23 protein-coding genes are annotated in these 24,113 nt (G+C 77.4%); 8 read left to right on the plus strand and 15 right to left on the minus strand.

Going from position 1 to position 24,113, the window contains the following annotated elements; genetic code table 11:
* From EJA20_RS13735 to EJA20_RS13755, 5 genes are all read right to left on the minus strand, one after another.
* On the minus strand, positions 1-371 hold a 371-nt coding region (locus tag EJA20_RS13735; RefSeq protein WP_205687505.1), incomplete at its 3' end, for a hypothetical protein.
* Complete coding sequence (locus EJA20_RS13740) at positions 368-1,051, minus strand: ABC transporter ATP-binding protein (RefSeq protein ID WP_129338951.1); 684 nt, start codon at positions 1,049-1,051, stop codon at positions 368-370. The genes EJA20_RS13740 and EJA20_RS13735, both read right to left, overlap by 4 nt.
* Positions 1,052-1,092: 41 nt before the next feature.
* Positions 1,093-2,049, minus strand: a complete 957-nt coding sequence (locus tag EJA20_RS13745) for an ABC transporter ATP-binding protein (protein WP_129338953.1) — start codon at positions 2,047-2,049, stop codon at positions 1,093-1,095.
* Between the two features lie 153 nt (positions 2,050-2,202).
* Positions 2,203-4,992, minus strand: a complete 2,790-nt coding sequence (locus EJA20_RS13750) for a LuxR family transcriptional regulator (protein ID WP_164983987.1) — start codon at positions 4,990-4,992, stop codon at positions 2,203-2,205.
* Positions 4,993-5,077: 85 nt separating this feature from the next.
* Complete coding sequence (locus EJA20_RS13755; protein WP_164983988.1) at positions 5,078-5,620, minus strand: SRPBCC domain-containing protein; 543 nt, start codon at positions 5,618-5,620, stop codon at positions 5,078-5,080.
* Between the two features lie 118 nt (positions 5,621-5,738).
* On the opposite strand from EJA20_RS13755, the gene EJA20_RS13760 reads away from it, so the two are divergent.
* Positions 5,739-7,043 (plus strand): ABC transporter substrate-binding protein, encoded by a 1,305-nt coding sequence (locus tag EJA20_RS13760; protein WP_129338959.1) that lies wholly within the window; start codon positions 5,739-5,741, stop codon positions 7,041-7,043.
* A 453-nt stretch (positions 7,044-7,496) separates the two neighbouring features.
* On the opposite strand, the gene EJA20_RS13765 is transcribed toward EJA20_RS13760, so the two are convergent.
* Both EJA20_RS13765 and EJA20_RS13770 read right to left on the minus strand, forming a co-directional pair.
* Entirely contained in the window at positions 7,497-10,103 is a 2,607-nt protein-coding gene (locus EJA20_RS13765) for a rhamnogalacturonan lyase (RefSeq protein WP_164983989.1), read from the minus strand.
* A gap of 327 nt (positions 10,104-10,430) precedes the next feature.
* On the minus strand, positions 10,431-11,756 hold the full coding sequence (locus EJA20_RS13770) for an APC family permease (RefSeq protein WP_129338961.1): 1,326 nt from the start codon (positions 11,754-11,756) through the stop codon (positions 10,431-10,433).
* A gap of 64 nt (positions 11,757-11,820) precedes the next feature.
* Between EJA20_RS13770 and EJA20_RS13775 the strand changes: the two genes are divergently transcribed.
* Together EJA20_RS13775 and EJA20_RS13780 are read left to right on the plus strand one after the other, a co-directional pair.
* Complete coding sequence (locus EJA20_RS13775) at positions 11,821-12,120, plus strand: hypothetical protein (RefSeq protein WP_129338963.1); 300 nt, start codon at positions 11,821-11,823, stop codon at positions 12,118-12,120.
* An 80-nt stretch (positions 12,121-12,200) separates the two neighbouring features.
* Positions 12,201-12,599 carry a PPOX class F420-dependent oxidoreductase gene (locus tag EJA20_RS13780; protein ID WP_205687506.1) on the plus strand — a complete coding sequence of 133 codons (399 nt, stop codon included), beginning with the start codon at positions 12,201-12,203 and terminating at the stop codon, positions 12,597-12,599.
* An 11-nt stretch (positions 12,600-12,610) separates the two neighbouring features.
* Here the strand turns inward: EJA20_RS13780 and EJA20_RS13785 are convergent, their stop codons facing one another.
* Positions 12,611-13,228, minus strand: a complete 618-nt coding sequence (locus EJA20_RS13785) for a LysE/ArgO family amino acid transporter (RefSeq protein ID WP_240675501.1) — start codon at positions 13,226-13,228, stop codon at positions 12,611-12,613.
* A 70-nt stretch (positions 13,229-13,298) separates the two neighbouring features.
* Here EJA20_RS13785 and EJA20_RS13790 point away from each other — a divergent pair, with 70 nt between their 5' ends.
* Entirely contained in the window at positions 13,299-14,195 is an 897-nt protein-coding gene (locus EJA20_RS13790) for a LysR family transcriptional regulator ArgP (RefSeq protein ID WP_129338967.1), read from the plus strand.
* A 68-nt stretch (positions 14,196-14,263) separates the two neighbouring features.
* Here the strand turns inward: EJA20_RS13790 and EJA20_RS13795 are convergent, their stop codons facing one another.
* On the minus strand, positions 14,264-15,274 hold the full coding sequence (locus tag EJA20_RS13795; protein WP_129338969.1) for an aldo/keto reductase family protein: 1,011 nt from the start codon (positions 15,272-15,274) through the stop codon (positions 14,264-14,266).
* Between the two features lie 170 nt (positions 15,275-15,444).
* Between EJA20_RS13795 and EJA20_RS13800 the strand changes: the two genes are divergently transcribed.
* From EJA20_RS13800 to EJA20_RS13810, 3 genes are all read left to right on the plus strand, one after another.
* Positions 15,445-16,266, plus strand: a complete 822-nt coding sequence (locus EJA20_RS13800; RefSeq protein ID WP_129338971.1) for a hypothetical protein — start codon at positions 15,445-15,447, stop codon at positions 16,264-16,266.
* 125 nt (positions 16,267-16,391) lie between these two features.
* Entirely contained in the window at positions 16,392-17,075 is a 684-nt protein-coding gene (locus tag EJA20_RS13805; protein ID WP_129338973.1) for an SDR family oxidoreductase, read from the plus strand.
* Between the two features lie 64 nt (positions 17,076-17,139).
* A complete protein-coding gene (locus EJA20_RS13810) occupies positions 17,140-17,409 on the plus strand; it encodes a hypothetical protein (protein ID WP_240675502.1) in 270 nt (89 codons plus the stop codon).
* A gap of 56 nt (positions 17,410-17,465) precedes the next feature.
* On the opposite strand, the gene EJA20_RS13815 is transcribed toward EJA20_RS13810, so the two are convergent.
* From EJA20_RS13815 to EJA20_RS13840, 6 genes are all read right to left on the minus strand, one after another.
* A complete protein-coding gene (locus EJA20_RS13815) occupies positions 17,466-18,281 on the minus strand; it encodes an anti-sigma factor (protein WP_129338977.1) in 816 nt (271 codons plus the stop codon).
* Positions 18,268-18,855 (minus strand): RNA polymerase sigma factor, encoded by a 588-nt coding sequence (locus EJA20_RS13820; protein ID WP_129338979.1) that lies wholly within the window; start codon positions 18,853-18,855, stop codon positions 18,268-18,270. The genes EJA20_RS13815 and EJA20_RS13820 overlap by 14 nt, the downstream gene beginning before the upstream one ends.
* Before the next feature lie 92 nt (positions 18,856-18,947).
* Positions 18,948-19,667 carry a class F sortase gene (locus tag EJA20_RS13825; protein ID WP_129338981.1) on the minus strand — a complete coding sequence of 240 codons (720 nt, stop codon included), beginning with the start codon at positions 19,665-19,667 and terminating at the stop codon, positions 18,948-18,950.
* A 47-nt stretch (positions 19,668-19,714) separates the two neighbouring features.
* The gene (locus tag EJA20_RS13830; protein WP_129338983.1) at positions 19,715-20,536 is read right to left on the minus strand and encodes a DUF4397 domain-containing protein; all 822 of its coding nucleotides are present in this window, start codon (positions 20,534-20,536) and stop codon (positions 19,715-19,717) included.
* Positions 20,537-20,684: 148 nt separating this feature from the next.
* A complete protein-coding gene (locus EJA20_RS13835; protein WP_129338985.1) occupies positions 20,685-22,706 on the minus strand; it encodes a glycoside hydrolase family 2 protein in 2,022 nt (673 codons plus the stop codon).
* A gap of 84 nt (positions 22,707-22,790) precedes the next feature.
* On the minus strand, positions 22,791-23,516 hold the full coding sequence (locus EJA20_RS13840; RefSeq protein WP_129338987.1) for an AIM24 family protein: 726 nt from the start codon (positions 23,514-23,516) through the stop codon (positions 22,791-22,793).
* A 149-nt stretch (positions 23,517-23,665) separates the two neighbouring features.
* Here EJA20_RS13840 and EJA20_RS13845 point away from each other — a divergent pair.
* A partial coding sequence (locus tag EJA20_RS13845) for a hypothetical protein (protein ID WP_205687507.1) occupies positions 23,666-24,113 on the plus strand: 448 nt, incomplete at its 3' end.

Here is a 24,113-nt window from a genome sequence, read left to right on the forward strand (position 1 = left end):
GGCGGTGCGCCGGCGGCGGGCAGGGCGCGCAGCGGGCCGGTGAGCCGGAGCACGAGGGCCACGGGGGCGGGCGCGAGCGCGTCGGCGAGGGCGGCCCGGGCCCGCCCGACGCCCGCCGACGCGTCGCCCCCGACGAGCGACGCGGTGGCGCGGACGGTCCGGTCGGCGGCGTCGGCGGACGCGAGCCCCGCCACGAGGGCCCGCTCCTGCGCCGTGGTCGCGAGCCAGGCGCCCAGCCCCAGCGCGGTCGACCCCGCGACGAGGAGCACGAGCACCGCCGCGAGCAGGGCGCGCTGCCCCGGCGCCCGCCGCGCGACCGCCGCGACCGCGTCGTGGAGGGCGGCCCGGCCCCGCCGCAGGGACGCCCTCATGCCTCGCGCAGCCGCCCGTCGACGAGGTGCACGGCCCGGTCGGCGAGCCCGATCATCACCGGGTCGTGCGTGGCGACGAGCGCGGCGGTGCCCTCGGCCTCGACGACGCCGCGCACGAGGGCCATGACCGCGAGCCCGGTCTCCGCGTCGAGCTGGCCCGTCGGCTCGTCGGCGACGAGCAGCCGCGGGGCGGCGGCGAGGGCGCGGGCGACGGCCACCCGCTGCTGCTGGCCGCCCGAGAGCTCGTCGGGACGCTGCGTCGCGTGGTCGGAGAGGCCGACGAGCTCGAGCAGCAGGGCCACCCGCCGCTCCCGCTCGTCGGGGGGCAGCCGCTGCAGCCGCAGCGGCACGCCGACGTTCTCCGCCGCGGAGAGGACCGGCACGAGGCCGAAGGACTGGAAGACGAAGCCGACGGTCCCGCGGCGCAGGCGGGCGCGCCCGTCCTCGTCGAGGTCCCCGACGTCCGTGCCCGCGACCTCGACGGTGCCGGCGTCGGGCCGGTCGAGCCCCCCGACGAGGTGCAGCAGCGTCGACTTGCCCGAGCCCGAGCGCCCGACGAGCGCGACGAGCTCGCCCGGCGCCACGTCGAGGTCGACGCCCCGCAGCGCGTGCACGGCGGTCGGGCCGCGGCCGTAGGTGCGGTGCAGGCCCCGGGCCCGCACGAGCGGCGGGGGCGCCACCGCGTCCTGCGCGCCCGCCGGCGGTGGCGGCGGCCCCGCCGTCACGCCGGCCCGCCGGGGTCGGCCGCGCGGGGCGCCTCGGGCGCCGCCCGCAGGGCCACGTGGTCGCCCTCGAGCGCGATCCGCACGCGCCGGGTGAGGGCCAGGGCCTCCCGGTGCTCGCGCGGCACCTGCACCCGTCCGGCGCGGTCCATGACCGCGTACTCCTCCGCGACGCCCGCCCGCCCGTCGGCCCCGGGGGCGCGGCGCAGGACCTCCGTGCTCGTGCGCCCGTCCCGGATGGCCACCGTGCGCTCGACCTGACCGCTGACGGCGGGGTCGTGCGTGACGACGACGACCGTGGTGCCGTGCGCGCGGTGCACCTCGCGCAGGGTCGCCAGCAGCGCCGCCGCCGTCGCCGTGTCGAGCTCGCCCGTCGGCTCGTCGGCGAGCAGGAGCCGCGGCCGGTTCGCGAGCGCGACCGCCACGGCCACCCGCTGCGCCTGGCCGCCGGACATCTGGCCGGGCCGGCGCCCCGCGAGGTCGGCGACCCCGAGGGCCTCGAGCAGCTCGGCCCCGCGGGCCGCCCGTCGCCGGCGCGGCACCCCGGCCAGCGCCAGGGGCACGGCGACGTTCTCGGCGGCGGTCAGCCAGGGCAGGAGGTTCTCGGCCGTGCGCTGGGCGACGACCCCGACGACGTGCCGCCGGTAGGCCACGCGCGCCCGCCGGTCGAGGGCGGCGAGGTCGTGCCCGGCGACGCGGACCCGTCCGGCGGTCGGGGTGTCCAGGCCCGCGAGCACCTGCAGCAGGGTGCTCTTGCCCGAGCCGGACGCGCCGACGACCGCCACCATCTCCCCGGCCGCCACCCGCAGGTCGAGCCCCTGCAGCGCCTGGACCTCGACGGACCCGGTCCGGTGGATGCGCACGAGGCTCTCGCACACGACGAGCGCGTCGTCGTCGGCCGGGTCCGCGGGCACGGCGGGGCGCGCGCGCAGGCCCTGCAGCGTCGCCTCCGACATCGCGTCCCCCCTCGGACCGCCCGCGCGCCGGGGCGTGGGACCGCTCCCCGCCCGGCCCGGCGAGCGTAGCCGCGGCACGTGCCGCCACGGGGGCGGTCCGGGCGGAGCCGGCGGTGCCGGCCGTGCCGGCGGTGCGGGCGGTCCGGGTCGGGCCTACGCGGCGGCGGCCAGGCCCAGGGCCTGCGGCAGCTCCCGGCGGGAGGTGATGCCGAGCTTGCCGTAGGTGCGGCTGAGGTGGATCTCGACCGTCTTCGGGGTGATCCAGAGGGTCTCGGCGATCTCCCGGTTCGTCAGCCCGGACACCGCCAGGTCGGCGACGCGCCGCTCCGAGGCGGTGAGCGCGTCGGCGCCCGAGGCGTAGGCGCGCCGGGGCCGCGCGCCGGCGGCCTCGAGCTCCGTGCGCACGTGGCGCGCCAGCCGGGTGCTCTCCGTGCGCGTGGCGGCGTCGAGCGCGAGGCGCAGCGGCTCGCGCGCGCCGACCCGGTCGCCCCGCCGGGCCAGGCGCACGCCCAGGTCGTGCAGCGCCCAGCCGTGCTCGAGGCGGTACGGCGTGGTGGCGAGCGTCGCGACGGCCTCCTCCAGCCGGTCGAGCCCCTCGTCGCCGCGCGTGGCGGCGGCCAGGCGCCGCAGGGTCATCCCGCGCGCCCCGGCCAGGCCCGCCGCGGTGGCCACGGCGAGGTCGGCCTCGAGCAGGTCCACCGCCTCCGTCGGCCGCCCGGTGGCGAGCAGCACCTCGGCCAGCCGCTGCCGGGCGCGGGTGGCGTGCGGGGAGGACCAGCCGCGCTCCGCCTCGAGCGCCAGCCCCCGCCGCAGGTCCGCCTCGGCGGCCTCGTGCCGGCCGACCAGGAGGCGCACGAGCGCCCGCGCGCTGATCGTGAACGGCTCCATGTACGTGTTCTCGGCCGGCCCGAACCCCCGGTCGATGTGCTGCGCCGCCTCGTCGAGGCGGTTGAGGTGGGCGAGGTTCTCCGCGGCGATGGCGGCGAGGGCCGGGATCGTCAGCTCCAGGCCGAGCTCGCGGATCGTCGCGTGGCCGAGCTGCGCGCGGGCGGCGCCCACGGCGACGGAGCCGAAGTCGCGGTGCCAGTAGCCCCACGACTGCTCGATGAAGAAGCGCGCGGAGACGAGCCCGCGGTCCACGACGATCCGCTCGCCCTCCTCGAGCACCTGGGCCGCGCGGTCCCGGTCCTCGACGAAGCGGAAGGAGTGGGTCAGCAGGTTCCACGTCGAGCTGGCCGGGCCGACCTGCTCGACGACGCCGCCGTCGGCGACGGCCCGCTCGGCGAGGGCCCGGACCTCCGGGGCGGGCCGGCCGGCGCACGCGCCGTCGACGGCGAGGTGGACGAGCATGACGGGCGAGGGGGACGGGTCGGCGCGCCCGAGCTCGAAGGCGGACCGGCGGGCGTCGGCGAAGGCGTCGGGGAAGATGAGCGACTCGAGCATGAAGGCCTCGAGGCGCAGCTGCAGGCCCGGGTCGTCGGCCTCCTCGAGCCCGCGGCCCACCTCGTCGAGCGCCGCGACGGGGTCCGTGTGCACGAGCTGGTTGCCCAGGGCGGCCCGGGCGCGCGCCGAGCCGTTGCCGCGGGGCAGCAGCGCGAGCGCCTCCCGCAGCCGGTCGGGCCCCTCGGGCAGCTGGGCGCGCACCTCGGCGTCCCCGAGCTCGAGCAGCACGGTCGGCCGCTGCTCCGGCGTCGGCGGCTCGGCCAGTCCCCGGCGCAGGTGCGTGATCGCGGTCTCCAGGGACCCCTCGGCCGCGGCGGCGGTGGCGGAGCGCAGCAGGTCGTCGACGGCCTGCGGGTCCCCGGCCGGCTCCGCGGCCAGCCAGTGCACCGCGACCTCGCCGGGCCGGGCGCCGCGCTCGCGGAGCAGCCGCGCGGCGAGCCGGTGCAGCCGGGACAGCTCGCGCCCGGGGCACCCGTCGAGCACGGCGGCCCCGACGAGGGGGTGGACGAAGCCGCCCCCGGGCTGGAGCACCTCGGCGTCGACGAGGCGGTCGAGCTCGACGCGCACCGCCGCCACCTCGAGGCCGGCCAGCGTCGCCAGGTCCTCGACGGTGCCGCGCTGCCCGCTGACGGCGACCGCACGGGAGACCGCGGTGGCGCCCGCGCCGAGGGGGCGCAGGCGCCGTGCGACGACGGTGGCGACGCCCCGCCCGCCGAGCGCCAGCAGGCGGGCGCCCTCGTCGTCCCGGCCGGCCAGCGACGCGGTGGCGGCCTCGCGGGCGAGGATGCTCACGAGCAGCGGGTTGCCCCCCGTGCTGCGGAAGGCCGCCCGGGCGAAGCCGTCGCCGACCGCGCTCGCGCCGAGCCCCGTCGCGAGGACCCGTTCCACGGCGGCGAGGTCGAGGGGCTCCGGGCGCAGGCTGAGCGCCGACGGCCCCTGCGCGATCTCCGCGAGCAGGTCGGTCGGCGCGCCCGGGTCGCCGGTGCGGACGGTCGCCACGACGACGACGGGCAGCCCGTCCACGCGCCGGCCGAGGTACTCGACGAAGCGCAGGCTGGGCAGGTCCGCCCACTGCAGGTCGTCGACGAGCAGGACGAGCGGGCCGCCCTCGGCGAGGTTGGCGACGAGCCAGTAGAGCGCGAGCTGGAGGGCGTAGGCCTGCTCCTCCGACGCCTCGGCCTCGGGGTCGAGCAGCGCGGCGGCGCGGGCCGCGGCCCCCTGGAGGAGCGACGCGCGGGCCCCGGGCTCCGCGAGCGCCGGCCCGACGAGCTGGTGCACGACCCCGTAGGCGAACCCCCGGTCGAGCTCGCTGGCGCGGGCCGACAGGACCCGGAGGCCGGCTCCGGCGGCGCCGTCCCGCGCGTGCTGCAGGAGCGCGGTCTTGCCGATCCCGGCGGGTCCCTCGAGGAGGACCACGGCTCCCTCGCCCGCGGCGGCGCGCGCGAGGGCGGCGTCGAGGGCGGCCGTCTCCGCCTCACGGGACAGGAGCGCGGCCGGCACGGGCGCATCGTAGCGCCGGGCGGGGTCGCCCCTGCGGGTGATCTGTCCGGTCACGGTCCTCGTCGGGCCCGGGGTCGCTCGCGGCTCAGGGCGCCGGGTACCGGTCGGCCAGCCCCGCGTACTCGTCCCAGTCCCCGGGCGGGGGCCGGTCCTCCAGCACGGCCCCGAGGCGGTCGAGGTACCAGTGCCAGCCGGCGCCCACGTCGCCGGGGGCCAGGCCGGGGGAGAGGTGGTGCACGAACGTCAGCAGCGTGGCGCCCGGGTCCGCCGGGTCGGGCGCGAGGTCCACCTCGAGCGGCCAGGGGTCCTCCCCGCCGGGGGACGCGGTGACGGCGAGGTGGTGCGGCGGCGCGCACCGGCGGACGTCGAGGGCCTCGGGCGGCGCGTCGCCCTCCTCGGAGAGGTGGACGAGGACGCGCCCGCTCGCGGGGTCGCCCTCCCACCGTCCGTACCAGCGCGCGAGCACGGCGTTGTCCGTCAGCCCCGCCCACACCGCGGCGACCGGCCGGGGCACGTGCCGCCGGAAGCGCAGGTGCAGGCCGAGGGCGTCGCGGACCACGTGCCCGACGGGCGTCGTCACCGGGGTCGGGACCGGCGTCGGGACGGGCGGGGCGGGGTCCGGGGCCATGCGTCCACCGTCGTGCACGGGGGCCCGAGGGGGAACCCCGCGCCGGCCGCCGGTCTGGACGAAAGCGGTTTCTCGCGGTAGGAAAGGGCCTTCCGTCATCCGAGCGAGGGAGCTCACGATGCCTCCACGTCGTCCTGTCGTCCTGTCCGCCGGCCTGGCCGCCGTGCTCGGCCTCGCCGCGTGCTCCGGAGGGGGCGGGGGCCAGGACCCCGCCGCGGACGGGGGGTCGAGCGGGCCCGTGACCCTGACGATGACGTTCTGGGGGAGCGAGGACCGCGCCACCCGCTACACGGAGGCGCTCGACCTCTTCGAGTCGGAGCACCCGGACATCACGGTGAACGAGACCTTCGCCGCCTGGGCGGACTACTGGCCGGCCCGCGCGACGGAGGCCGCCGGCCGCGCCCTGCCCGACGTCATCCAGTCCGACGTCTCCTACCTGCAGGAGTACGGCGGCCAGGGCAGCTTCCTCGACCTGGCCCCCTACCTCGAGGACGGCACGATCGACCTCGAGGGCTGGGACGAGAAGCTCGTCGAGGCCGGCACGGTCGACGGCAGGCAGGTCGGCATCCCCACCTCGACGAACACCCTGGCGATCTTCCTCAACCCCGACGTCGCGGCCGCGGCCGGCGTCCCCCTGCCGACGGGCGACCTCACCTGGGACGACCTGCACGCGTTCATCACGGAGGTGTCGGCCTCCGGCGCGACCACCGCCGAGGGTCAGCCGCTGTACGGCGGCCCGGACACCGGCGCGAACTTCGAGTACTTCACGCTGTGGATGGTGCAGAACGGGGACGGCCCCTTCGCGGAGGACGGCAGCCCGCTGTTCGACGAGGCCGACATCGTCGAGTTCCTCGAGCGCACGGCCGACCTGCGCGCCTCGGGCTCGGTGTTCCCGGCCGCCCGCGCCACCGCGCTCGCCCCGAAGACCGGGTTCGGCGCCAACGAGCAGGCCGCCGACTTCACCTGGGACAACTTCCTCGCCCAGCACACGAACGACTCCGGCAAGACGAACCTCGAGATGATGCCCGTGCCCGTCGCCGACGACGGCGAGCGCCACATGTTCTGGAAGCCGTCGATGCTCCTGTCCGCGGGCGGCAACACCGAGCACCCGGCCGAGGCCGCCGTCCTCATCGACTTCCTCCTCACCGACCCCCGCGTCGGCGAGATCTTCGGCACCTCGAAGGGCGTCCCGGCCGACCCCGAGCAGCGCGACGCGGTCGTCACGGAGGAGGGCAGCATCGACGCGAAGGTCCTCGCGTACGAGGAGGCCGTCGCCGACGAGGTCACGGCGGACACCCCCGTCTACCCCGAGGGCATCGGCACGCTCACGCAGACCTGGACGAAGCTGGCCGAGGAGCTCAACTACGGCAACATCACGCCGGAGGACTTCGCGGCCCAGTTCTTCGCGGAGCTCCAGCTCTAGCCCTCCGACCCACGGCCGCACCGCCGCACACAGACGCGCCGCGAGCCCCGTCCGACCACCGTCGGCCGGGGCTCGCGCCCGTCCGGCCCGACCCCCGCCCGGCCCGACCCCCGCCCGGCCCGGGTCCGGCACCGTCGACGAGATGCCCGTTCCGCTCGCCTCCGCACCTTCCGGAACGACCGGGACCGGCATCTCGTCGGGGGGTGGGGAGGGGTTCTGGCCGCACCGCGGGTGCGCCGCCCTCCCGACGAGATGCCTGTTCCGGTCGCCTCTGCTCCTCCCTGAGCGGCTGGGACCGGCATCTCGTCGGGGTGGGGACGTGTGCTGCCGGCACGGCGACGCCCGGCGGCCGTCGCGGGGACGACCGCCGGGCGTCGGCGGGGGACGGACCGGTCAGGGGCCGGCCGGCCGCGTCCCCTCAGGCAGAGGCACGGCCGGCCGCACCGGGCGCGGTCAGGTCAGCGAGCGCACCGCCGCGGCGATGCCGAGGCGCAGGGTCGTCGCCGCGTGGTCGGACACCGTGCTCGGGCCCGTGGGGGCGTCGAGGACGGCGACGGCCTTCTCCAGCTCCGTCAGCGCCTGCGCCGTGCGGTGCGCGTCGACGTGCCGCTGCGCCGCGTCGAGGCGGGACGCCAGCCGCTGCGCCACGGGCCCGGAGACGTCCCCGGACGCGACGAGCCGGGCGAGGTCGGCCCGGACGGACGCCGGCTCCGGCAGCACCAGGTCCGGCACGGGGACCTGCGTGAAGTCCGTGTCGGAGGCGAGGTAGAAGCCCGGGTAGGACGGCTGGTTGTAGGCCGTCTGCTGACGGGTGACCTCGGCGCGGTACTGCAGGTCGTGCAGCAGCGTGGACATCTTCCGGTCCGTCACCTCGGTGGACAGGTGGATCCGCAGGGCGCTGCTGTCGGCCGTGCGGACGACGAGCTCCTCCCGCCAGTCGCCGAGGACGTCGGCGACGAGGGACGGGTTGCCCTTCGTGCCGTTGTTCGTGCGCGTCCCGGTGGCGGTGAGCAGGACCCCGCGCGTGCGGTCGACCACGGTCGGGGTCACGTCGCCCGCACCGTCGACGACCTGGGTCGTGCCGTCGGCGGCCCAGCGGATGGACTGGTTCGTGCCGGGCGTGGCGGCGCCGATCGTGGTGCCCGTCGCGCTCAGGAGGCCGCTGCCCTCGGTGCCGTTCGGCATGGAGGCCCACACCTCGATGCCACGGGTCGTCGGGTCGACGTCCCCGATCATGCCGCGGCCGGTGTCGCGCCCGGAGTACGCGCCGAACAGCACCTCGCCCGTCGCGGCGTCCCGCATCGCGCTGCCGAAGGGGGCGAAGGTCGCGCCCTCGTGCACGGTCCAGATCTCCAGGCCGTCGCGGTCGGGGTCGATGTCCGTCACGTGCATGGCGTCGCCGTGCCCGAGCCGCGCCTCGACGCCGGGCGTGGCCGACGGCGGCGGCATCGTGTCGACGGAGGAGTACAGGAGGGTGCCGTCGTCGTCGATCGTCGCGGAGCCGTAGACGATCTCGTGGCGGCCGTCGCCGTCCACGTCCGCCGCGGACAGGGAGTGGAAGCCCTGCGTGGTGATCGTGCCGAACTCCGGGTCGGTCCCGTCGCGCCCGTGCGGGCCGTCGTCGAACGGGTTCGTCATGGGCGTCCACCCGCTGTCGACGAGGAAGCGCTGCTGCAGGTGCTCGCCGTCCCAGTCGTAGGCCGCGATCGTCGAGCGCGTGTAGTACCCGCGGGCGAACACCGCCGACGGGTGCTGCCCGTCGAGGTACGCGACGCCGGCGAGGAACCGGTCGACCCGGTTGCCGGGCTCGATGCGGCTCATGGCGTAGTCGCCCCAGAGCAGCCCGTCGTCCGTGCGACCGGGCTCGTAGCGGACGGTCTCGAGCTCGGTGCCCGTGCCCGCGTCGAAGACGGAGAGGTACTCGGGGCCGTCCAGGACGAAGCCCTCGAAGAGCCGCAGCTCGTTGCGGGCGGACCGCTGGGGCGCGTAGACGTCGACGAGGTGGTCGGCCAGCGCCTCGGCGTCGGCGTCCGCGAGGGGGTAGGAGTACCGCGGCGCGAGGCCGAGCGCCTCCTCCACCGTCGCGGGCCAGCGCCCGGCCACCACCTCGGGGTGGCTGCTCCAGCCCTGCAGCATCTCCGCCAGGTGGTCCTGGTACCCCGCGGCGCTCAGCCGGTAGTCGTCGTCGTGCGTGACGCCGGCGGCGACGTCCTCGGGCAGGAGCGTGATGGGCGTGGTCGGCTGCGGCTGCCCGTCGACGTACCGGGTGCTCGTCGTGCCCGGGGCGGTCTTGAGGAGGATCTCGGCGCGGCCGTCCCCGTCGAGGTCCTGGACGACGAACTGCGTGTAGTGCGCGCCGGCGCGGATGTTCCAGCCGAGGTCGAGGCGCTGCAGGAGCGTCCCGTCGAGCTCGTACGTGTCGACGTACACCTTGCCGGTGTAGCCGCGCTGGGAGACGTCCTTGGAGTTGGAGGGGTCCCACTTCACGACGAGCTCGAGGGCGCCGTCGCCGTCGACGTCCGCCGCGGTCACGTCGTTCGCGGAGTACGTGTACGCCTCGCCCGCCGGGTGGATGGCCCCGGCGGGGATGAACCCGTCCGCCGGCTTCTGCAGCGCGACGTCGAGCGAGGCGCCGCCCCAGGGGGTCGCCGTGCCCGTCGGGCCGGTCTCGCGGCCGTCGACCACGGGGACGACCCGGTACGACGAGAGGGCCGTGCCGGCCTCGTCGAGCCAGTTCGTGCTGTCCGTGACGGTCGCCGCGAGCGTGCCGTCCCGGTAGACGCGGAAGTCCGGCCCCGTCATCCCGTCGGCCGTGGCACCCGTGACCTCCGTGCCGAGCAGGCGCCAGGACAGGAAGACGCCGCGGTCCGTGGCCGCCGCGACGAGCCCGCGGTCGAGGTGCTCCAGGCGGGGCGCGGTGCTGGGCGGGCCGCCGGAGGGTGGCGCGGCGGCCCCGGTCGGCGTCGCGGCCGCGCCCGACGCGAGGCCGGCGACGAGGGCGGCACCGGCGCCGCCCACGAGGAGTGCGCGCCCGGTGGCGGCACGGGGGAGAAGACTCATCGTCGAATCCTTCGTCCGTGGGCGGCCTGTCCCTTGCGACATCGGCGTCGTGCGACTGGATCGTTTCAGACGCCTCTGGCTGCCCGGTGGGGACGACCGTAGGCAGGTGCCGCGCCGTCCGGCAAGCGCTTGCCGGAGGGCCGGGGCACAGGGTCGGCGCTGACCTGCTGCGACGGGGCAGAAACGGACCGGCCGGTCGGTCGGGCGGAGGACCGGTGTCGGGGGAGCGCGGGCGGAGGCCGGGGACGACGTGCGACGGGCGCGGCGCGGGGGTGCCCCGGCGCCGCGCCCGTCCGGCGCCCGTCCCGCGCCCGTCCCACGCGTGCGTCAGCCGCGGGGCGTCACCGCGGCGCGGGAGGACCGGCGGGTCAGCAGGAACAGCACCACGCCGACGGCCAGCAGCCCGCCGGCCAGCGCCCAGTGCTGCGCCTCCTGCTGCGTGAGGAGCACGAGGCACGAGACCACGGCCAGCACCGGCACGACCGCGGGGACGCGGAAGTGGGGGTGGTCGACCCGGTCCTTGCGCAGCACCAGCACGGCGACGTTCGTCGAGAGGAAGACGAACAGCAGCAGCAGGACGACGGTCGAGGCGAGGTCGACGAGCTCGCCGGTGGCGGCGAGCACCATCGCGACCGCCGTCGTCACGAGGATGGCGACCCACGGCGTGCGGCGGCCGGGCAGGACGCGCCCGAGAGCGCTGGGCAGCAGGCCCTGGTTGGCCATCCCGTAGGCGAGCCGGCTGGCCATGATCATCGTGAGCAGGGCGCCGTTCGCCACGGCGATGAGGGCGACGAGGGCGAACAGCCACGAGGGCACCGACCCGAAGGCCCGCACGACCTCGAGCAGCGGGGCGCTGGACCCCGCGAGGTCCGCCGGCGCGACGACGGCGGGCGCGACGAGCCCGACGAGCACGTACACGACGCCGGCCACGGCGAGGGAGCCGAAGAGCGCCCGGGGGTACACCCGGTGCACGTCCTGCACCTCCTCCGCCAGGTTCGCCGACGTCTCGAAGCCGACGAAGGAGTAGAAGGCGACCAGCGCCGTGGCCAGGACGGCGACGGCGGTCGTCGTGCCCTCGGGCGCCTGCGTGACGCGGCCGAGGTCGCCGTCGCCGCGGCCCAGGACGAGCAGGCCCACCACGACGACGAGCAGCAGCCCGCTGAGCTCGATCGTCGTCATGACGAGGTTCGCCCGCAGCGACTCCTGGATGCCACGGGCGTTCAGCGCCGCGACGAGCGCGAGGAACAGCAGCGCGACCGGTAGGGCGGGCAGGTCGACGAGCGCGCCGAGGTAGTCCCCGGCGAAGGCGAGCGCCAGGCCCGCCGCGCTGACGACACCGGCGGAGAGCATCGCGAACCCGACGAGGAACGCCACCAGCGGCGAGCGGTACGCCCGCTCCGCGAACACCGCGGACCCGCCGGCCTTCGGGTACTTCGTCACGAGCTCGGCGTAGGACCCGGCGGTGAGCAGCGCCATCGCGAGCGCGACGAGGAAGGCGAGCCAGACGAAGCCGCCCGCGCTGCCGGCCATCTCGCCGACGAGGGCGTAGATGCCGGCGCCGAGGACGTCGCCGAGGACGAACAGGAACAGCAGGCGGCCGGAGACGGCGCGGCGCAGGCCCGTGCCCGCGTCCTGGGGTGCGGTGGTGGTCACGCGACCAGGGTCGCCGCTGGCCGCCGGTCGTGCGCGTCGAGCGCCCGGGGCCGAGGCTGTGACGGTGCGCACGAGGGTGACGGGGGCCGCCGTGGCGGCGACGGGCACGTGGACGGACCCGGACGGGGTGCGGATGCCCGCCGGCGAGGTCCACGCGTGGGAGCGCGGCACGAACGCGACGGTGTGCGGCCTCCAGCTGGGCCGTCAGGGGCTGCTCCGGTTCCCGCACGTGACGTGGGAGGACGCGCAGCCGGCCCGCGGGCGGGACGCCGACGCGGTGACGGGCGCGTGCCGGCGGTGCGCGGCGGGCACGGGCGCCCGGCGCGACGAGCGGCCCTGGCGCCGGACGGACCCGCGCCCCTGAGGGCGACGGGCGGGGACCGGGTCGCGGCGACGGCCGGCCGCCCCCATGCTGTCCCGGCCGCCGACCCCCGGGAGACCGCCGTGCCCCTCACCACCGAGCTCGCCGCCCTCGCCGAGGAGCGGTTCGTCGAGCTGACGACGTTCCGCCGGGACGGCACCTCCGTCGGCGTGCCGGTCTGGGTCGCCCGGGACGGCGAGGCGCTCGTCGTGACGACCCCGGCGGGCAGCGGCAAGGTGAAGCGGCTGCGCCGCGACCCCCGCGTCCTCCTGCGGCCGTGCGGCCGGCGGGGCGGGGTCGAGCCGGACGCGCCGGTCGTGGCGGGGGTCGCCGCGGTCGAGGTCGAGGACGAGGCCGCCCGCGCGCACCGCGACGCCGTCTTCGGGACGAAGTACGGGATGGAGTACCGCGTCGTCCTCGGGGTCGAGAAGCTCGGCCGTGGCACCGGGGAGCGCGTGCTCCTGCGCATCACGGCGCCCTGACGGGCCGGGCCCTAGAGCAGGGGACGCACGAGCGAGGCCGCCAGCGCCAGCATGACGACGGCGATGGTGCCGTCGAGCACCCGCCAGGCGCCCGGACGTGCGAACACGGGGCGCAGCAGCCGCGCGCCCCAGCCCAGGGCCGAGAACCAGGCCACGCTCCCCAGCACCGCGCCGGCGGCGAACCACCCCTGCCGCCCGGGGTGCCCCTGGGCGATGGAGCCGAGCAGCACCACCGTGTCCAGGTACACGTGCGGGTTCAGCCAGGTGAGCGCGAGGACCGTCGCGAGCGTCGTCCGCAGCGGCGTGCGGCCCGTGCCCTCGGCGGTGTCGAGCACCTGCGGGCGCAGGGCGCGGCGGGCGGCCAGCAGCCCGTAGGCGGCGAGGAACGCGGCGCCGCCCAGCCGGACGGCGGTGAGGACGCCCGGGTGCGCCGACACGACGGCCCCCGCCCCGGCGACCCCCGCCGCGATGAGCACCGCGTCCGACACCGCGCAGACCGCCACCACCGCGCCGACGTGCTCGCGCCGCAGGCCCTGGCGCAGGACGAAGGCGTTCTGCGCGCCGATCGCGACGATGAGCGACAGGCCGAGGCCGAGGCCGGACAGGGCGGCGAGCAGGGTGGGAGGCACGTCCCGACGGTAGGCGCGGGGTCTGACGAAGCGCAGCTCACGTTCCTGAGGCATCGTTAGCATTGCTGTCGTGGACCTCGACCTCGCCCAGCTCCGCGCGCTCGACGCCGCCGTGCGGGAGGGGTCGCTGGACGCCGCGGCCCGGTCGCTGCACGTGACGCCCTCGGCGGTGAGCCAGCGGCTGCGCGCGCTCGAGGTGGCCACGGGCCGGGTGCTGCTGGTGCGCAGCCGGCCCGTGCGCGTGACGCCCTCGGGCGAGGTGCTGCTGCGGCTGGCGCGTCAGGTCGAGCTGCTCGCCGCCGACGCCCTCGTCGAGCTCGGTGCCGGCACGGCCGACGGCGTCCCGGCCGCCGTGCCGACCCTGCCGCTCGCGGTGAACGCCGACTCCCTCGCCACCTGGCTGCTGCCGGCGCTCGCCCCGCTGGCGGGGACCGTCGCCCTGGAGCTGCACCGCGAGGACCAGGAGCACACGGCCGCGCTGCTGCGGGCGGGGACCGTCGTGGCGGCGGTGACGGCGGACCCCGACCCCGTGGCGGGCTGCTCCGTGACCCGCCTCGGTGTCATGCGGTACCGCCCGATGGCCGCCGCGGGCGGCGCGCGCCGCTGGTTCCCGGACGGGCCCACGCCCGAGGCCCTCGCGCGGGCCCCGGTCGTGGTGTTCGACCGCAAGGACGAGCTGCAGCACCGGTACCTGCGCCCCCGGCTGCCCGCGGGCGCGCGGCCGCCGACGCACGTCGTGCCGTCGTCGGCGGACTACCTCGCCGCGGTCCGCCTCGGCCTCGGCTGGGGCATGCTGCCGGACCTGCAGAGCGCGCCCGACGAGGCGAGCGGGGCCCTCGTCGACCTCGACCCGGACGGTGCGGTCGACGTGGGGCTGCACTGGCAGCAGTGGCGGCTGCGCTCCCCGGCGCTCGACGCGGTGGCCGCCGCCGTCGTCGCCGCGGCGCACCGGCACCTGCGGCGCTGACGGGGACGACGCCGGGGCCGGCGGTCCGGTCCGGTGATCCGGTCAGGCGATCCGGTCAGGCGATCCGGTCAGGCGGGGCGCTTCTGGGGCGCCGTCTCCTTCGTGCGGGCCGGGTCGCGCTCCACGACGTCGCCGAGGACGTCGTCGATGCGCTGCAGCACGTCGGCCTCGATCGTCACGCCGGCGGCCTTCACGTTCTCGTGCACCTGCTCGGGGCGGGACGCGCCGATGAGGGCGGCGGCGACGTTGTCGTTCTGCAGCACCCAGGCGACGGCCAGCTGCGCCATCGACAGGCCGAGCTCGTCGGCGACGGGCTGCAGGCCCTGGACGCGGGTGAGGACGTCGTCGTTCATGAACCGCTTGATCATGTTCGCGCCGCCCTTCTCGTCCGTGGCGCGCGACCCGGCCGGCGGCTCCTGGCCCGGCTTGTACTTGCCGGTGAGCACGCCCTGGGCGACGGGCGACCAGACGATCTGCGAGACGCCGAGCTCGCGGGAGGCCGGGACGACCTCCTCCTCGATGACGCGCCACAGCATGGAGTACTGGGGCTGGCTCGAGATGAGCTGGACCCCGAGCTCCTTCGCGAGCGCGTGGCCGGCGCGCAGCTGCTCCGCGGTCCACTCGCTCACGCCGATGTAGAGGGCCTTGCCCTGGCGCACGACGTCGGCGAAGGCCTGCATCGTCTCCTCCAGCGGCGTCTCCGTGTCGTACCGGTGCGCCTGGTAGAGGTCGACGTGGTCCGTCTGCAGCCGCCGCAGCGAGCCGTCGATCGACTCCAGGACGTGCTTGCGGGACAGGCCCACGTCGTTCTTGCCGCCCGGGCCCGTCGGCCAGTAGACCTTCGTGAAGATCTCGAGCGACTCGCGCCGCTCGCCCTTCAGCGCCTCGCCGAGGACGGTCTCGGCCTTCGTGTTCGCGTAGACGTCCGCGGTGTCGAACGTCGAGATGCCGGCGTCGAGGGCGGCGCGCACGCACTGCGTCGCGGTGTCGTTCTCGACCTGCGAGCCGTGGGTGAGCCAGTTGCCGTAGGTGATCTCGGAGACCTTGAGGCCCGAGTTGCCGAGGTAGCGGAATCTCATGCCCTCATCCAACGTCACCGCACGGGGGAGCGCGCACCGAGCCCGGCCGCGGGCCGGGGGCGGCCGCCGCACGGGATGGGCGGGCGCGTCGGGCAGGTGCGTCGGGCAGGTGCGTCGGGCAGGTGCGTCGGGCAGGTGCGGCGGGCGGCGCCGCCCCGCAGGCTGGACGGGTGACCACGACCCCGCCGCCCCGGCGACCTGCGGCCGTGCCCCTGCTCGCCGGCGGGGCGCTGCTCCTCGTCGCGCTCCTCGTGGTGGCCGCGCTGGGGTGGGCGGGGCGCGACCCGTCCGGACCCGGCGGAGCCCCGGCCGCCGGCGCCACGGCGGCGACGACGGCCGCGACCGCCTCCGGACCGCCCCGGACCACGGCGTCCCCCGCCGACCCCCGGCCCGTCGTGGCGGCCGGGCCCCGGGTCCGCGCCGACGAGCTCGAGGTCACGTGCCTGCGCGCCTACGACCGCCAGGAGGGCACGGCCGGCGGGGCACGGCCGACGCCCACGGCGACGGTGCGGTCCGTGCTCCTCACCGCCGAGCGCGACGGGTCCGCGGTCGTCCTCGTCTCGGGCACCTGGGGCACCCGTGCCTGCCTGGCGCAGCCGACCGCCTCCGCCTCCGTCGCGGTGGCACCGGTCCCCGGCGTGCCGGGCTCCGGCGCGGGGCTCGCGCTCGTCGGCGCGGCCACCGCCGGGGAGTGGGACCTCGCGTGGGGGCGCACCGACGGCTCGCCCGCGGAGGTCGCCGTGGCGCTCGGAGCGGCCCCGGCGGTGCCCGCGCTGCTCGTGACCGGGCCCGACGAGACCGGTGCGCCCGCCGACTGGTGGTTCGCGTGGGCGCCGCACGCGGGCACCTCCGCCACCGCCGGTGCGACCGGCCCGACGAGCGGGACCGCCGCGGCGCTCGACGCCGAGGGGCGGGTCCTGGGGACCGTCGACCTCGTCGGCGGCCCTGCGACGCCGTCCCCCGCCCCGGGCGAGCCTCTGCCGACGGGCTGAGGGGCTCGCGCCCTCCCCCGCCGCGCCGGGGCACGGTCCGGGACCTACCGTGGCCGGGTCGCCCGCACGTCCGGCGCGACGCCTCCCGCCCGCACCCGCCGGGCCCCGTCCCCGAGGAGCCACCCGTGCCCACCGTCGTCGTCGTCGGAGCGTCCGGCAAGATCGGCCGCCGCCTCGTCCGGCTCCTCGCGGAGCGGGGCGACGAGGTGCGCGCCGTGGTGCGACGCCCGGAGCAGGCGGACGAGATGGCGGCGCTCGGCGGCACCGGCGTCCTCCTCGACCTCGAGCGCACGGACGTCGAGGGGATGGCCGCCGTGGTGCGCGGCGCCGACGCGGTCGTGTTCACCGCCGGTGCCGGCGCCGGATCGGGCCCCGAGCGCAAGCGGACGGTCGACCTCGGCGGGTCGGTGCTCCTCGCGGAGGGGGCGGCGCTCGCGGGCGTCGAGCGGTTCGTGCAGGTGTCCGCGGCAGGGGTCGACCGGCCCGTCGACGAGGACGCGGACCCCTCGTGGCGGGCCTACGTCGAGGCGAAGGCCGAGGCCGACACCCGGCTGCGGGCCACCGACCTCGACTGGACGATCCTGCGGCCCGGGCCGCTGACGGACGACCCCGGGGTGGGCGCCGTGACGCTGTCCGCCGCGGGCGACGCGGGGGAGGTGACGCGCGACGACGTGGCCGCGCTCGTCGTCGCCTGCCTCGACGAGGCCGCGACCATCGGCGTCCAGTGGGGCGTCGCCGGCGGCGGCGAGCTGCTCGACGAGGCCGTCCAGGACGCGGCCCGGTCCCAGGCCCCGCCCCGCCGCCACTGACGGCCCCGCCGACGCCGCCCGCCCGCTCGGTCCGCGCCGGGGCATGCCCTCCTACCGCGTCCGCATGACCGTCGGCGACCTCCGCCGGGGTGTCGACCCGGCGCAGGTGCTGCCCGCCGCGACGGAGGCGGCCCGCGCCGTCGTCGCCGTCGAGGCCGGGCAGGTCGAGGTGGTGCGCGGCCGGCCCGTCCTCACCGTGCGCTTCGAGGCGGCCGACGACCTCGCCGCCTCCGACGTGGGGCGTCTCGTCGTCACGCGCGTCGGCGAGCTCGTGGACGTCGAGACCAGTCGCGTCACCCGCCGCACGGGTCCGCGCTGGTCCCCCCTGCGCTAGACGGCCTGCCCCGGCAGCCTCGGGGTCGTCAGGCCGGGGTCGTCAGGCCGGGGTCGTCAGGCAGGGGTTGTCAGCGGGCCCCGGACGATGGAGTCGCCCGAGTGGGCGGGGTCGCCGTCGACGGGCTCGTCGCTGACGTCGACGAGGTCGTAGACGGACAGGTCGAGCCCGTCGGGCACGGTGAAGGTGCCCCTGTCGCCCTCGAGCACGCCGAGGCTGACCAGCCCCGAGCCGTCGGAGGCGATGAGCCACACCTCGCGGAAGTCGCCGCCGGCCGGCTCCGCGCTCACCTGCACGGTGAGGCGGCGGGCGCGGTCGTCCCGCGCGAGCGTGGCCGTGCCGGTGGCGTCCGGCCAGTCGGGGAAGGCGTCGAGGACGGCCGTCGCGACGGGCTCCGCCGTGCGGTCGGGAAGGTTCGCCACGACGACGGCCCCGGCCCCGACGGCGGCCACCCCGACGAGCGCGGCGACGAGCGGGGTGCGCCGCCGTCGGGCCCGGCCGAGGGGGACGACGTCGGCGGTCGCCGGCTCGTCGGGCGCGGAGCCGTCCGGGAGGGGCCCGGCCGTGGCGGCGTCGGGGGGCGTCGCACGCACGGCGCGCAGCAGGGCGTCCTGCGCGGCGTGGGGCGCGGCCGTCCGGGCCGGGGCGAGGCCCAGCTCCGCGCTGATGCGGTTCCAGACCTGGGCCGGCGGCGCGACGAGCGCCCCGTCCCCGACGGTGGCGCGTCCGACGGCCACGGCGGCGCCGAGCTGCGCGAGCTCCGCGGTGCAGCCGGGGCAGGCGTCGACGTGCGCGCGGACGGCGCCGTCGCCCTCGCCGAGGGCGAGCAGGGCGAGCGTCTCGGGGTCGACGTGCCGGTCATCGTGCGGCATACGTCACCTCCAGACGCGAGCGGAGCCGGGCGAGACCCCGGTGGATGTGGGACTTGACGGTACCGAGCGGCAGGCCGAGCCGTTCGGCGATCTGGACGTGCGTGAGGCCGTCGTAGAACGCGAGCTGGAGCACCTGGCGGGGCTCCGGCGCGAGCTTGGCCAGCTCGTCCGTCACGACGAGCCGGTCGGTGAGGTCGACCTCGTGCCCCTCCTCCGGCGGTGCCGCGCTGCGCAGCTGCTCCTCCAGGGCCCGCACCCGGGCGCGGGCGGCGTGGACGTCGGCGATGCGGTGCTTCGCGATCCCGACGACCCACGCCGGCAGGCTGCCCGTCGCCGGGTCGAAGGAGGACCGTCCGGTCCACGCCGACACGTAGGTCCGCTGGGTGACCTCCTCCGCGTCCGTGGTGTCGCCGAGCGAGCGCAGCGCCAGGGTGTGCACGAGCGCGGACCAGCGGCGGTAGGCCTCGGCGAGGGCGTCCTCGTCGCCGGTGGCGAAGGCGGCGCCGAGCGCGCCGTCGTCGGCCGTGCGCACGTCGAACGGGGCGCCCGGGTCGGGCGGGGGACCGGTGACCATGCCGCGCCTCTCGTGCTGCGGGCACAGGACCCGGGACGCCGGGACGGGGACGTCGGTGGCCCCCGGGGCGACCCGGGCCCGGGCGTGGCTGCTCACGCCCGGTCCGCGGTGACGACGACGTTGTCACGGTACGAGCCCGTCGTCCTGTCGAACGGGCCGCCGCAGGTGATGAGGACGAGACGCCGGGGCCCCTCCCGCGTGAAGAGCTCGTCGACGGGCAGCTGCGTCTTGTCCACCGCCTCCGTCCCGGTCACGGCGTACCGGTGCTCCGTGCCGTCGGCCCCGGTGAGCGTCACGGTGTCCCCCGGGCGCAGGTCGCGCAGCCGGGCGAAGGGGCCGAGCCCGTCCTCGACGGTGTCGACGTGGGCGACGACGACCGTGGTGCCGGCCGGGTCGCCCGGGGCGGTGCCGTACCGGTACCAGCCCGCGGTGCCGGCGCTCGACGGCACCTCCATGCCCCCGGCCGCGTCCACGCCCATGGGGTCGACGGGCATGTCGATCCCGGCCCCGGGGACCGTGACCCGTGTCGGCGGCACGGGGTCGGCCACGACGAGGTCCTCGAGCCGGGCCGACGCGACGGGCACGTCCCCGGGGGCGACGGACGGCGGGGGGGCCACCGGGTCGGCCGGACCCGACGCGCCGGACGGGCCCGCCGTCGCGGCCGTGCCGGTCCCCCCGCCGCCCTGCTCGGTGCCCTGCTCGCCCCCGCGCCCGCCGGCGCCGGCGGTGGACCCGCCGAGGGCCAGGAGGGCGACGAGGGACGCCGCCCCGGCCGCACGGGCCGGGGCGACGCCTCGGGGGGTCGTGCTCACGCCCGCTGCTCCGGCGCGAGGGGCGACCCGGGACTCGTCACGGTGCGTCAGCGCTGGACGCGGGCCGTCCGGACCCGCGCCACGCCGCCGGCGACGAGGAGCAGGGCCGCCGCGGCACCGCCGGCCACCCAGCCCGCCGTCGAGGAGCCCGCGTCGAGCAGGCCGGCCTCGCCGGTGTCGACGGAGTGCGGCGCGGAGCCCAGCCCGCCGATGCTCTGGACGGCGACGGCGAGGTTGCCCGCATCCGCGCTGCCCCAGGCGTAGACGATCGTGCTCGTGCCGTCCTGCACGGGGACGTCGGCCGGGCCGATGACCGGGGCCGTGGTCCCGGCCAGGGCCACCGCGGCGGAGACGGTGCCGGCCGGCAGGTCGAGCTTCGCCTCGCGCGGGTTCGTCAGGTCCTCGACGACCGGCGTCCCGCCGGCCAGGATGTCGACGGCCGGGGCGGCCGCGGTGTGGCGGACGGTGAGACGGCCCTCACCGGCGGCGGTCGCCGAGAGGTCGTTCGTGAACAGCGTCGCGGTCGGGGTGCCGGCCTCGGCGAGGTGCGCGACGGCGGTGTAGCTGCCGCCCGCCGCCAGCGTGAGGTCGATCGGCCCGAGGATCGGCGCGGACGCGTCGGCGGCGTCCGCGGCGGTGAGGGCGACGGAGTAGGTGCCGGCGGGCAGCTCGAGCGGCCCGGCGAGGGCGGCGGGCTGGAAGTCGTCGAGCTGGCGCTCCCCGTTGACGTAGACGTCGACGGGGGTGTCGGGCACGGCGTGCAGGACGTACAGGTCGGCGGGGTCGGAGGCGGCGGCGCCCGCCGGGACCGCCAGGGCGACCGCTGCCGCGAGGCCGAGGGCCCCGCCGGTGAGGATCTGCGTACGCATGGTGCGTTCCCTTCGTGAGGTCTGCCCCCTGACGGGGCCGACGACGGGCCGGCACGGCACGAGTGCCGGACACCCCCTCTTCCTCACGTACCCCCGGGACGGATGCACCGGTGCGGATGCACCCGCCCCGGCAGGCCTCAGCCGGTTCTCAGTCCGTGCCCGCCGCCGGCCGCTCCCCGGTGACCAGGGCGCGCAGCACCGCGAGCGGCAGCTTCGGCGTCCGGTCCGCGTGCAGCAGGCCGTTCGTCTCCTGCCCGGTGTCGGTGAGCTGCGTCCAGCACCACCCGGCCAGCGGCGCGCAGGCCCGGGCGGCGCCGAGGAGCTCGCCCACCCGGGCGGCGAAGTCGTCGCCGTCGGTGGCGGTGGAGTAGCCCCACGCGTCGTCGCGGCCGCCGGCCCAGGACACGCCGCCGAACTCGGTGAGCATGACGGGCTGGCCGCGGTCGGCCACCGGCGCGGCGTCCGCGAGCCGCATCCGCCGCCCGGCCGGCCCGATGCCCCCGAGGACCGCCGCGACCGCCTCGGGGGTGCCGTAGCGGGCGGTGAGCTCGGGGCCGTGGGCGGCGTAGTCGTGCACGGTCCAGATGTCGGAGTCCGTGTGCTCCCAGCCGTCGTTGGACACGACCGGCCGGGTGGGGTCCAGCGCCTTCGTCAGGTGCACGAGCCCGAGGCCGTAGTGCTGCTGCGCCACGTCGTGCGCCCCGTGCTGCACGCCCCAGCTCTCGTTGAGGGGCACCCACGTGACGACGGAGGGGTGCGACCGGTCACGGCGCACGAGCTCGAGCCACTCGCGGGTGAGCAGCTCCACGGCGCGCGGCGACGAGGCGTACGCGTTCGCCGTCTCGCCCCAGACCGCCAGCCCGAGGCGGTCGGCCCAGAAGAGGAACCGCGGGTCCTCGGCCTTCTGGTGCACCCGCGCGGAGTTGAAGCCGAGGTCCTTGATGAGCTGGACCTCCGCGCGCAGGGCGTCGGCCGACGGCGCCGCGAGGTGCGAGCCGGGCCAGTAGCCCTGCTCGAGCACGGAGCGCAGCCCGTACGGGCGGTCGTTGAGCAGGAACCGGCCGTGGGCGACCGCGCACGAGCGCAGCCCGAGGTAGGAGGCGACGACGTCCTCCGTGCCGTCGGTGCCGTCGGTGCCGTCGGGGGAGCCCGGCGCCGCGGGGGCGACGAGCGTGACGGTCGCGTCGAGGAGCGTCGGCGTCTCCGGCGACCACAGGAGCTCCTCGTACTGCTGGCCGTTGGCCTGCCGCGGCAGCGCGACCCGCACCCGCACGTCCCGGTCGAGGACGAGGACCTCCTGCTCGGCGAGGGTCTCCTCGTCGTGCACGAGCTCCACCCGCAGCCGCGTGCCGGGGGCGGGGGGCGCCGCGAGCCGCGCGGTGAGCTCGACGGACCCGTCGGGCACGTCGGGGGCCCAGGCCAGCTCGGCGAGGTGCTGCTCCGGCACGGACTCGAGCCAGACGGGCTGCCAGATGCCGGTCGTCCGCAGGTACCAGATGACGTGCGGCTCGGCCCGCCAGTCCTGCTTGCCGCGGGGCTGGGTCACGTCGGCGGGGTCGTCCTCGGCCCGCACGACGAGGTACGGGTCGCCGTCGCGGGCGGTCCCGGCGGCCGCCCGGGCGCGCAGCACGGGGGTGAGGTCGACCGCGAACGGCGTCTGCCCGCCCTCGTGGTGGCCCACGTGCTGCCCGTCGAACCACACGTCGGCCGAGTGGTCGACGGCGCCGAGGTGCAGGAGCACCCGCCGCCCGGGGACCGCGCCGTCGGGGCCCGCCCCCGCGGCGGCCAGGTCCTCGGCCGTGAGCGGGCGGCGGTACCAGACCACGCGCAGCGGCTCGTCGGTGCCGATCCCCGAGGCCGGCGACTCGGGCGGGAACGGGACCGTGATGGTGCGGTCGAACGGGGCGTCCGCCGCGCCCGGGCCCCACCACCCGGCGTCGCGGCCGGCGTCGGCCGGGTCCGCGGCGAAGCCCCACGGGCCGCACAGGTCCGCCCAGGCGTCGCGGACGAGCTGCGGGCGCGGGTACGTGCCGTCCCCCTGCGAGGCGCGGCGTCCGGAGGTGCCGGTGGCGGCCGCCGGGGCGGCGGGGGGCGCGGGGGCGGGGTCGGCGGGGGCGTCGGTGGTGGTGGCGGCGGGGTCGGCGGTGGGGGTCGCGTCGGTCGTCGTCATGGTCCCCAGCGTCCCCCACGGGCCCGGCCGACGGCCATCCGGCGCGGGCGCGGGAGGACCCGCCCGCGCCGGATGGCGCTCGGGTCAGCCGAGGAGGCCGCCGAGGCCGCCGGAGGAGCTGCCGCCCTGCTGCTGGTGGCCGCCGTCGGTGACGGACTCCGACGGCTGCACGAGCACGTAGCCCTGGCCGCCGAACGCCATCTGGAAGGTCTCGCCCGTGCCGCCGCGGATCATGGAGCGCAGGCCGCCGGTGTCGACGCGGACGTCCATGTGCACGCCGGCCGTCCACAGGACGACCGCCTGGGCGTCCGCGAAGGTCGGAGCGCTCGCCACGTCGAGGGCGACGGGCTCGCCCTTCGTCGTGACCGCCACGTAGCCCGTGCCGCGCAGCACCACGTTGTACAGGCCGCCCGTCATGGCGCCCCCGCGCGCCGCGATGCGGTGGATGTCCCACTCGATGGAGGAGGAGAACGCCAGCACGTTGTTGCCGTTCACGGAGACGGCGTCGTTCTCCAGGTACATGACCTGGATCTCGCGGGCCTCGTCGGCGACGAAGAGCTCGCCCTGCCCCGTCGCCTGCATGAGGTCGACGCCCTCACCCGTCATCGCCGACTTCAGCATCCGCGACAGGCCGCCGGAGCCCTTGTTCTCGAAGCGGATGTCGCCCTGGTAGGCGACCATCGACCCGAGCTTGGCCCAGACCGGCCCGTAGCCCATCTGCACCTTGAGCATCTTCTTGCCCTGCAGCGCGAACGGGTCCTGGACCGTCGTCTCGCGGAAGTCCTGGAACAGCGAACCGTGGATCGGCATGGCGGTGCATCCCTCGTGACGTCGTCGTGGTCCGCTCCGCAGGGGCGCGGCGGGGTCGTCGACGACTCTACTGAGAGGCGTCGTGCCTGCGTAGGCTCTTTCCGGTGCCGTCCTCGACGACGGGGCGGACAGGTGGAAGGAGCACGACGATGGGGTTCCTCGACAAGGCCAAGGCGGCCGCCAACGAGCTGGCGGCGAAGGCCGACACCGCGCTGGCGAGCCAGGGCTTCGGCGGACCGGGCGGGGGCCTGGGCGCCCCCGGCGGCGGCGACGCGGAGAAGCTGTTCCGCGACCTCGGCGTCCTGCAGTACCAGGAGGCCACGGGCCGTCCGGCCTCCGCGGAGGAGCGCCACCGCGTCATGACGGCCCTGCACGAGCTCGAGACGCGCGGCGTCATCCGCTCCTTCACGCTCCAGACGGCACCGCCGCCCGCGCCCGGTGCGGCGGCCGGCGGCTGGGGCGGCACTCCCGCGGGCGCGCACGGCGCACCGCCGCCCCCCGGGGGTGCGGGCGGCTGGGGCGGTCACGGCGAGGGCGGCGCCGCCGTCCCGCCGCCGCCCGGCACGGCCTCGCCCGTGGGCGCGCCGCCGGCCCCGT

Source organism: Cellulomonas endophytica, assembly GCF_004123805.1.
Classification (GTDB): Bacteria; Actinomycetota; Actinomycetes; order Actinomycetales; family Cellulomonadaceae; genus Cellulomonas; species Cellulomonas endophytica.

What these genes read in the sequence shown, in the direction of transcription:
- EJA20_RS13745 (WP_129338953.1), bottom strand. Translation starts at nt 2,049, where the DNA reads ATGTCGGAGGCGACGCTGCAGGGCCTGCGCGCGCGCCCCGCCGTGCCC.
- EJA20_RS13755 (WP_164983988.1), bottom strand. Translation starts at nt 5,620, where the DNA reads ATGGCCCCGGACCCCGCCCCGCCCGTCCCGACGCCGGTCCCGACCCCG.
- EJA20_RS13760 (WP_129338959.1), top strand. Translation starts at nt 5,739, where the DNA reads ATGCCTCCACGTCGTCCTGTCGTCCTGTCCGCCGGCCTGGCCGCCGTG.
- EJA20_RS13765 (WP_164983989.1), bottom strand. Translation starts at nt 10,103, where the DNA reads ATGAGTCTTCTCCCCCGTGCCGCCACCGGGCGCGCACTCCTCGTGGGC.
- EJA20_RS13795 (WP_129338969.1), bottom strand. Translation starts at nt 15,274, where the DNA reads ATGAGATTCCGCTACCTCGGCAACTCGGGCCTCAAGGTCTCCGAGATC.
- EJA20_RS13810 (WP_240675502.1), top strand. Translation starts at nt 17,140, where the DNA reads ATGACCGTCGGCGACCTCCGCCGGGGTGTCGACCCGGCGCAGGTGCTG.
- EJA20_RS13815 (WP_129338977.1), bottom strand. Translation starts at nt 18,281, where the DNA reads ATGCCGCACGATGACCGGCACGTCGACCCCGAGACGCTCGCCCTGCTC.
- EJA20_RS13820 (WP_129338979.1), bottom strand. Translation starts at nt 18,855, where the DNA reads ATGGTCACCGGTCCCCCGCCCGACCCGGGCGCCCCGTTCGACGTGCGC.
- EJA20_RS13830 (WP_129338983.1), bottom strand. Translation starts at nt 20,536, where the DNA reads ATGCGTACGCAGATCCTCACCGGCGGGGCCCTCGGCCTCGCGGCAGCG.
- EJA20_RS13835 (WP_129338985.1), bottom strand. Translation starts at nt 22,706, where the DNA reads ATGACGACGACCGACGCGACCCCCACCGCCGACCCCGCCGCCACCACC.
- EJA20_RS13840 (WP_129338987.1), bottom strand. Translation starts at nt 23,516, where the DNA reads ATGCCGATCCACGGTTCGCTGTTCCAGGACTTCCGCGAGACGACGGTC.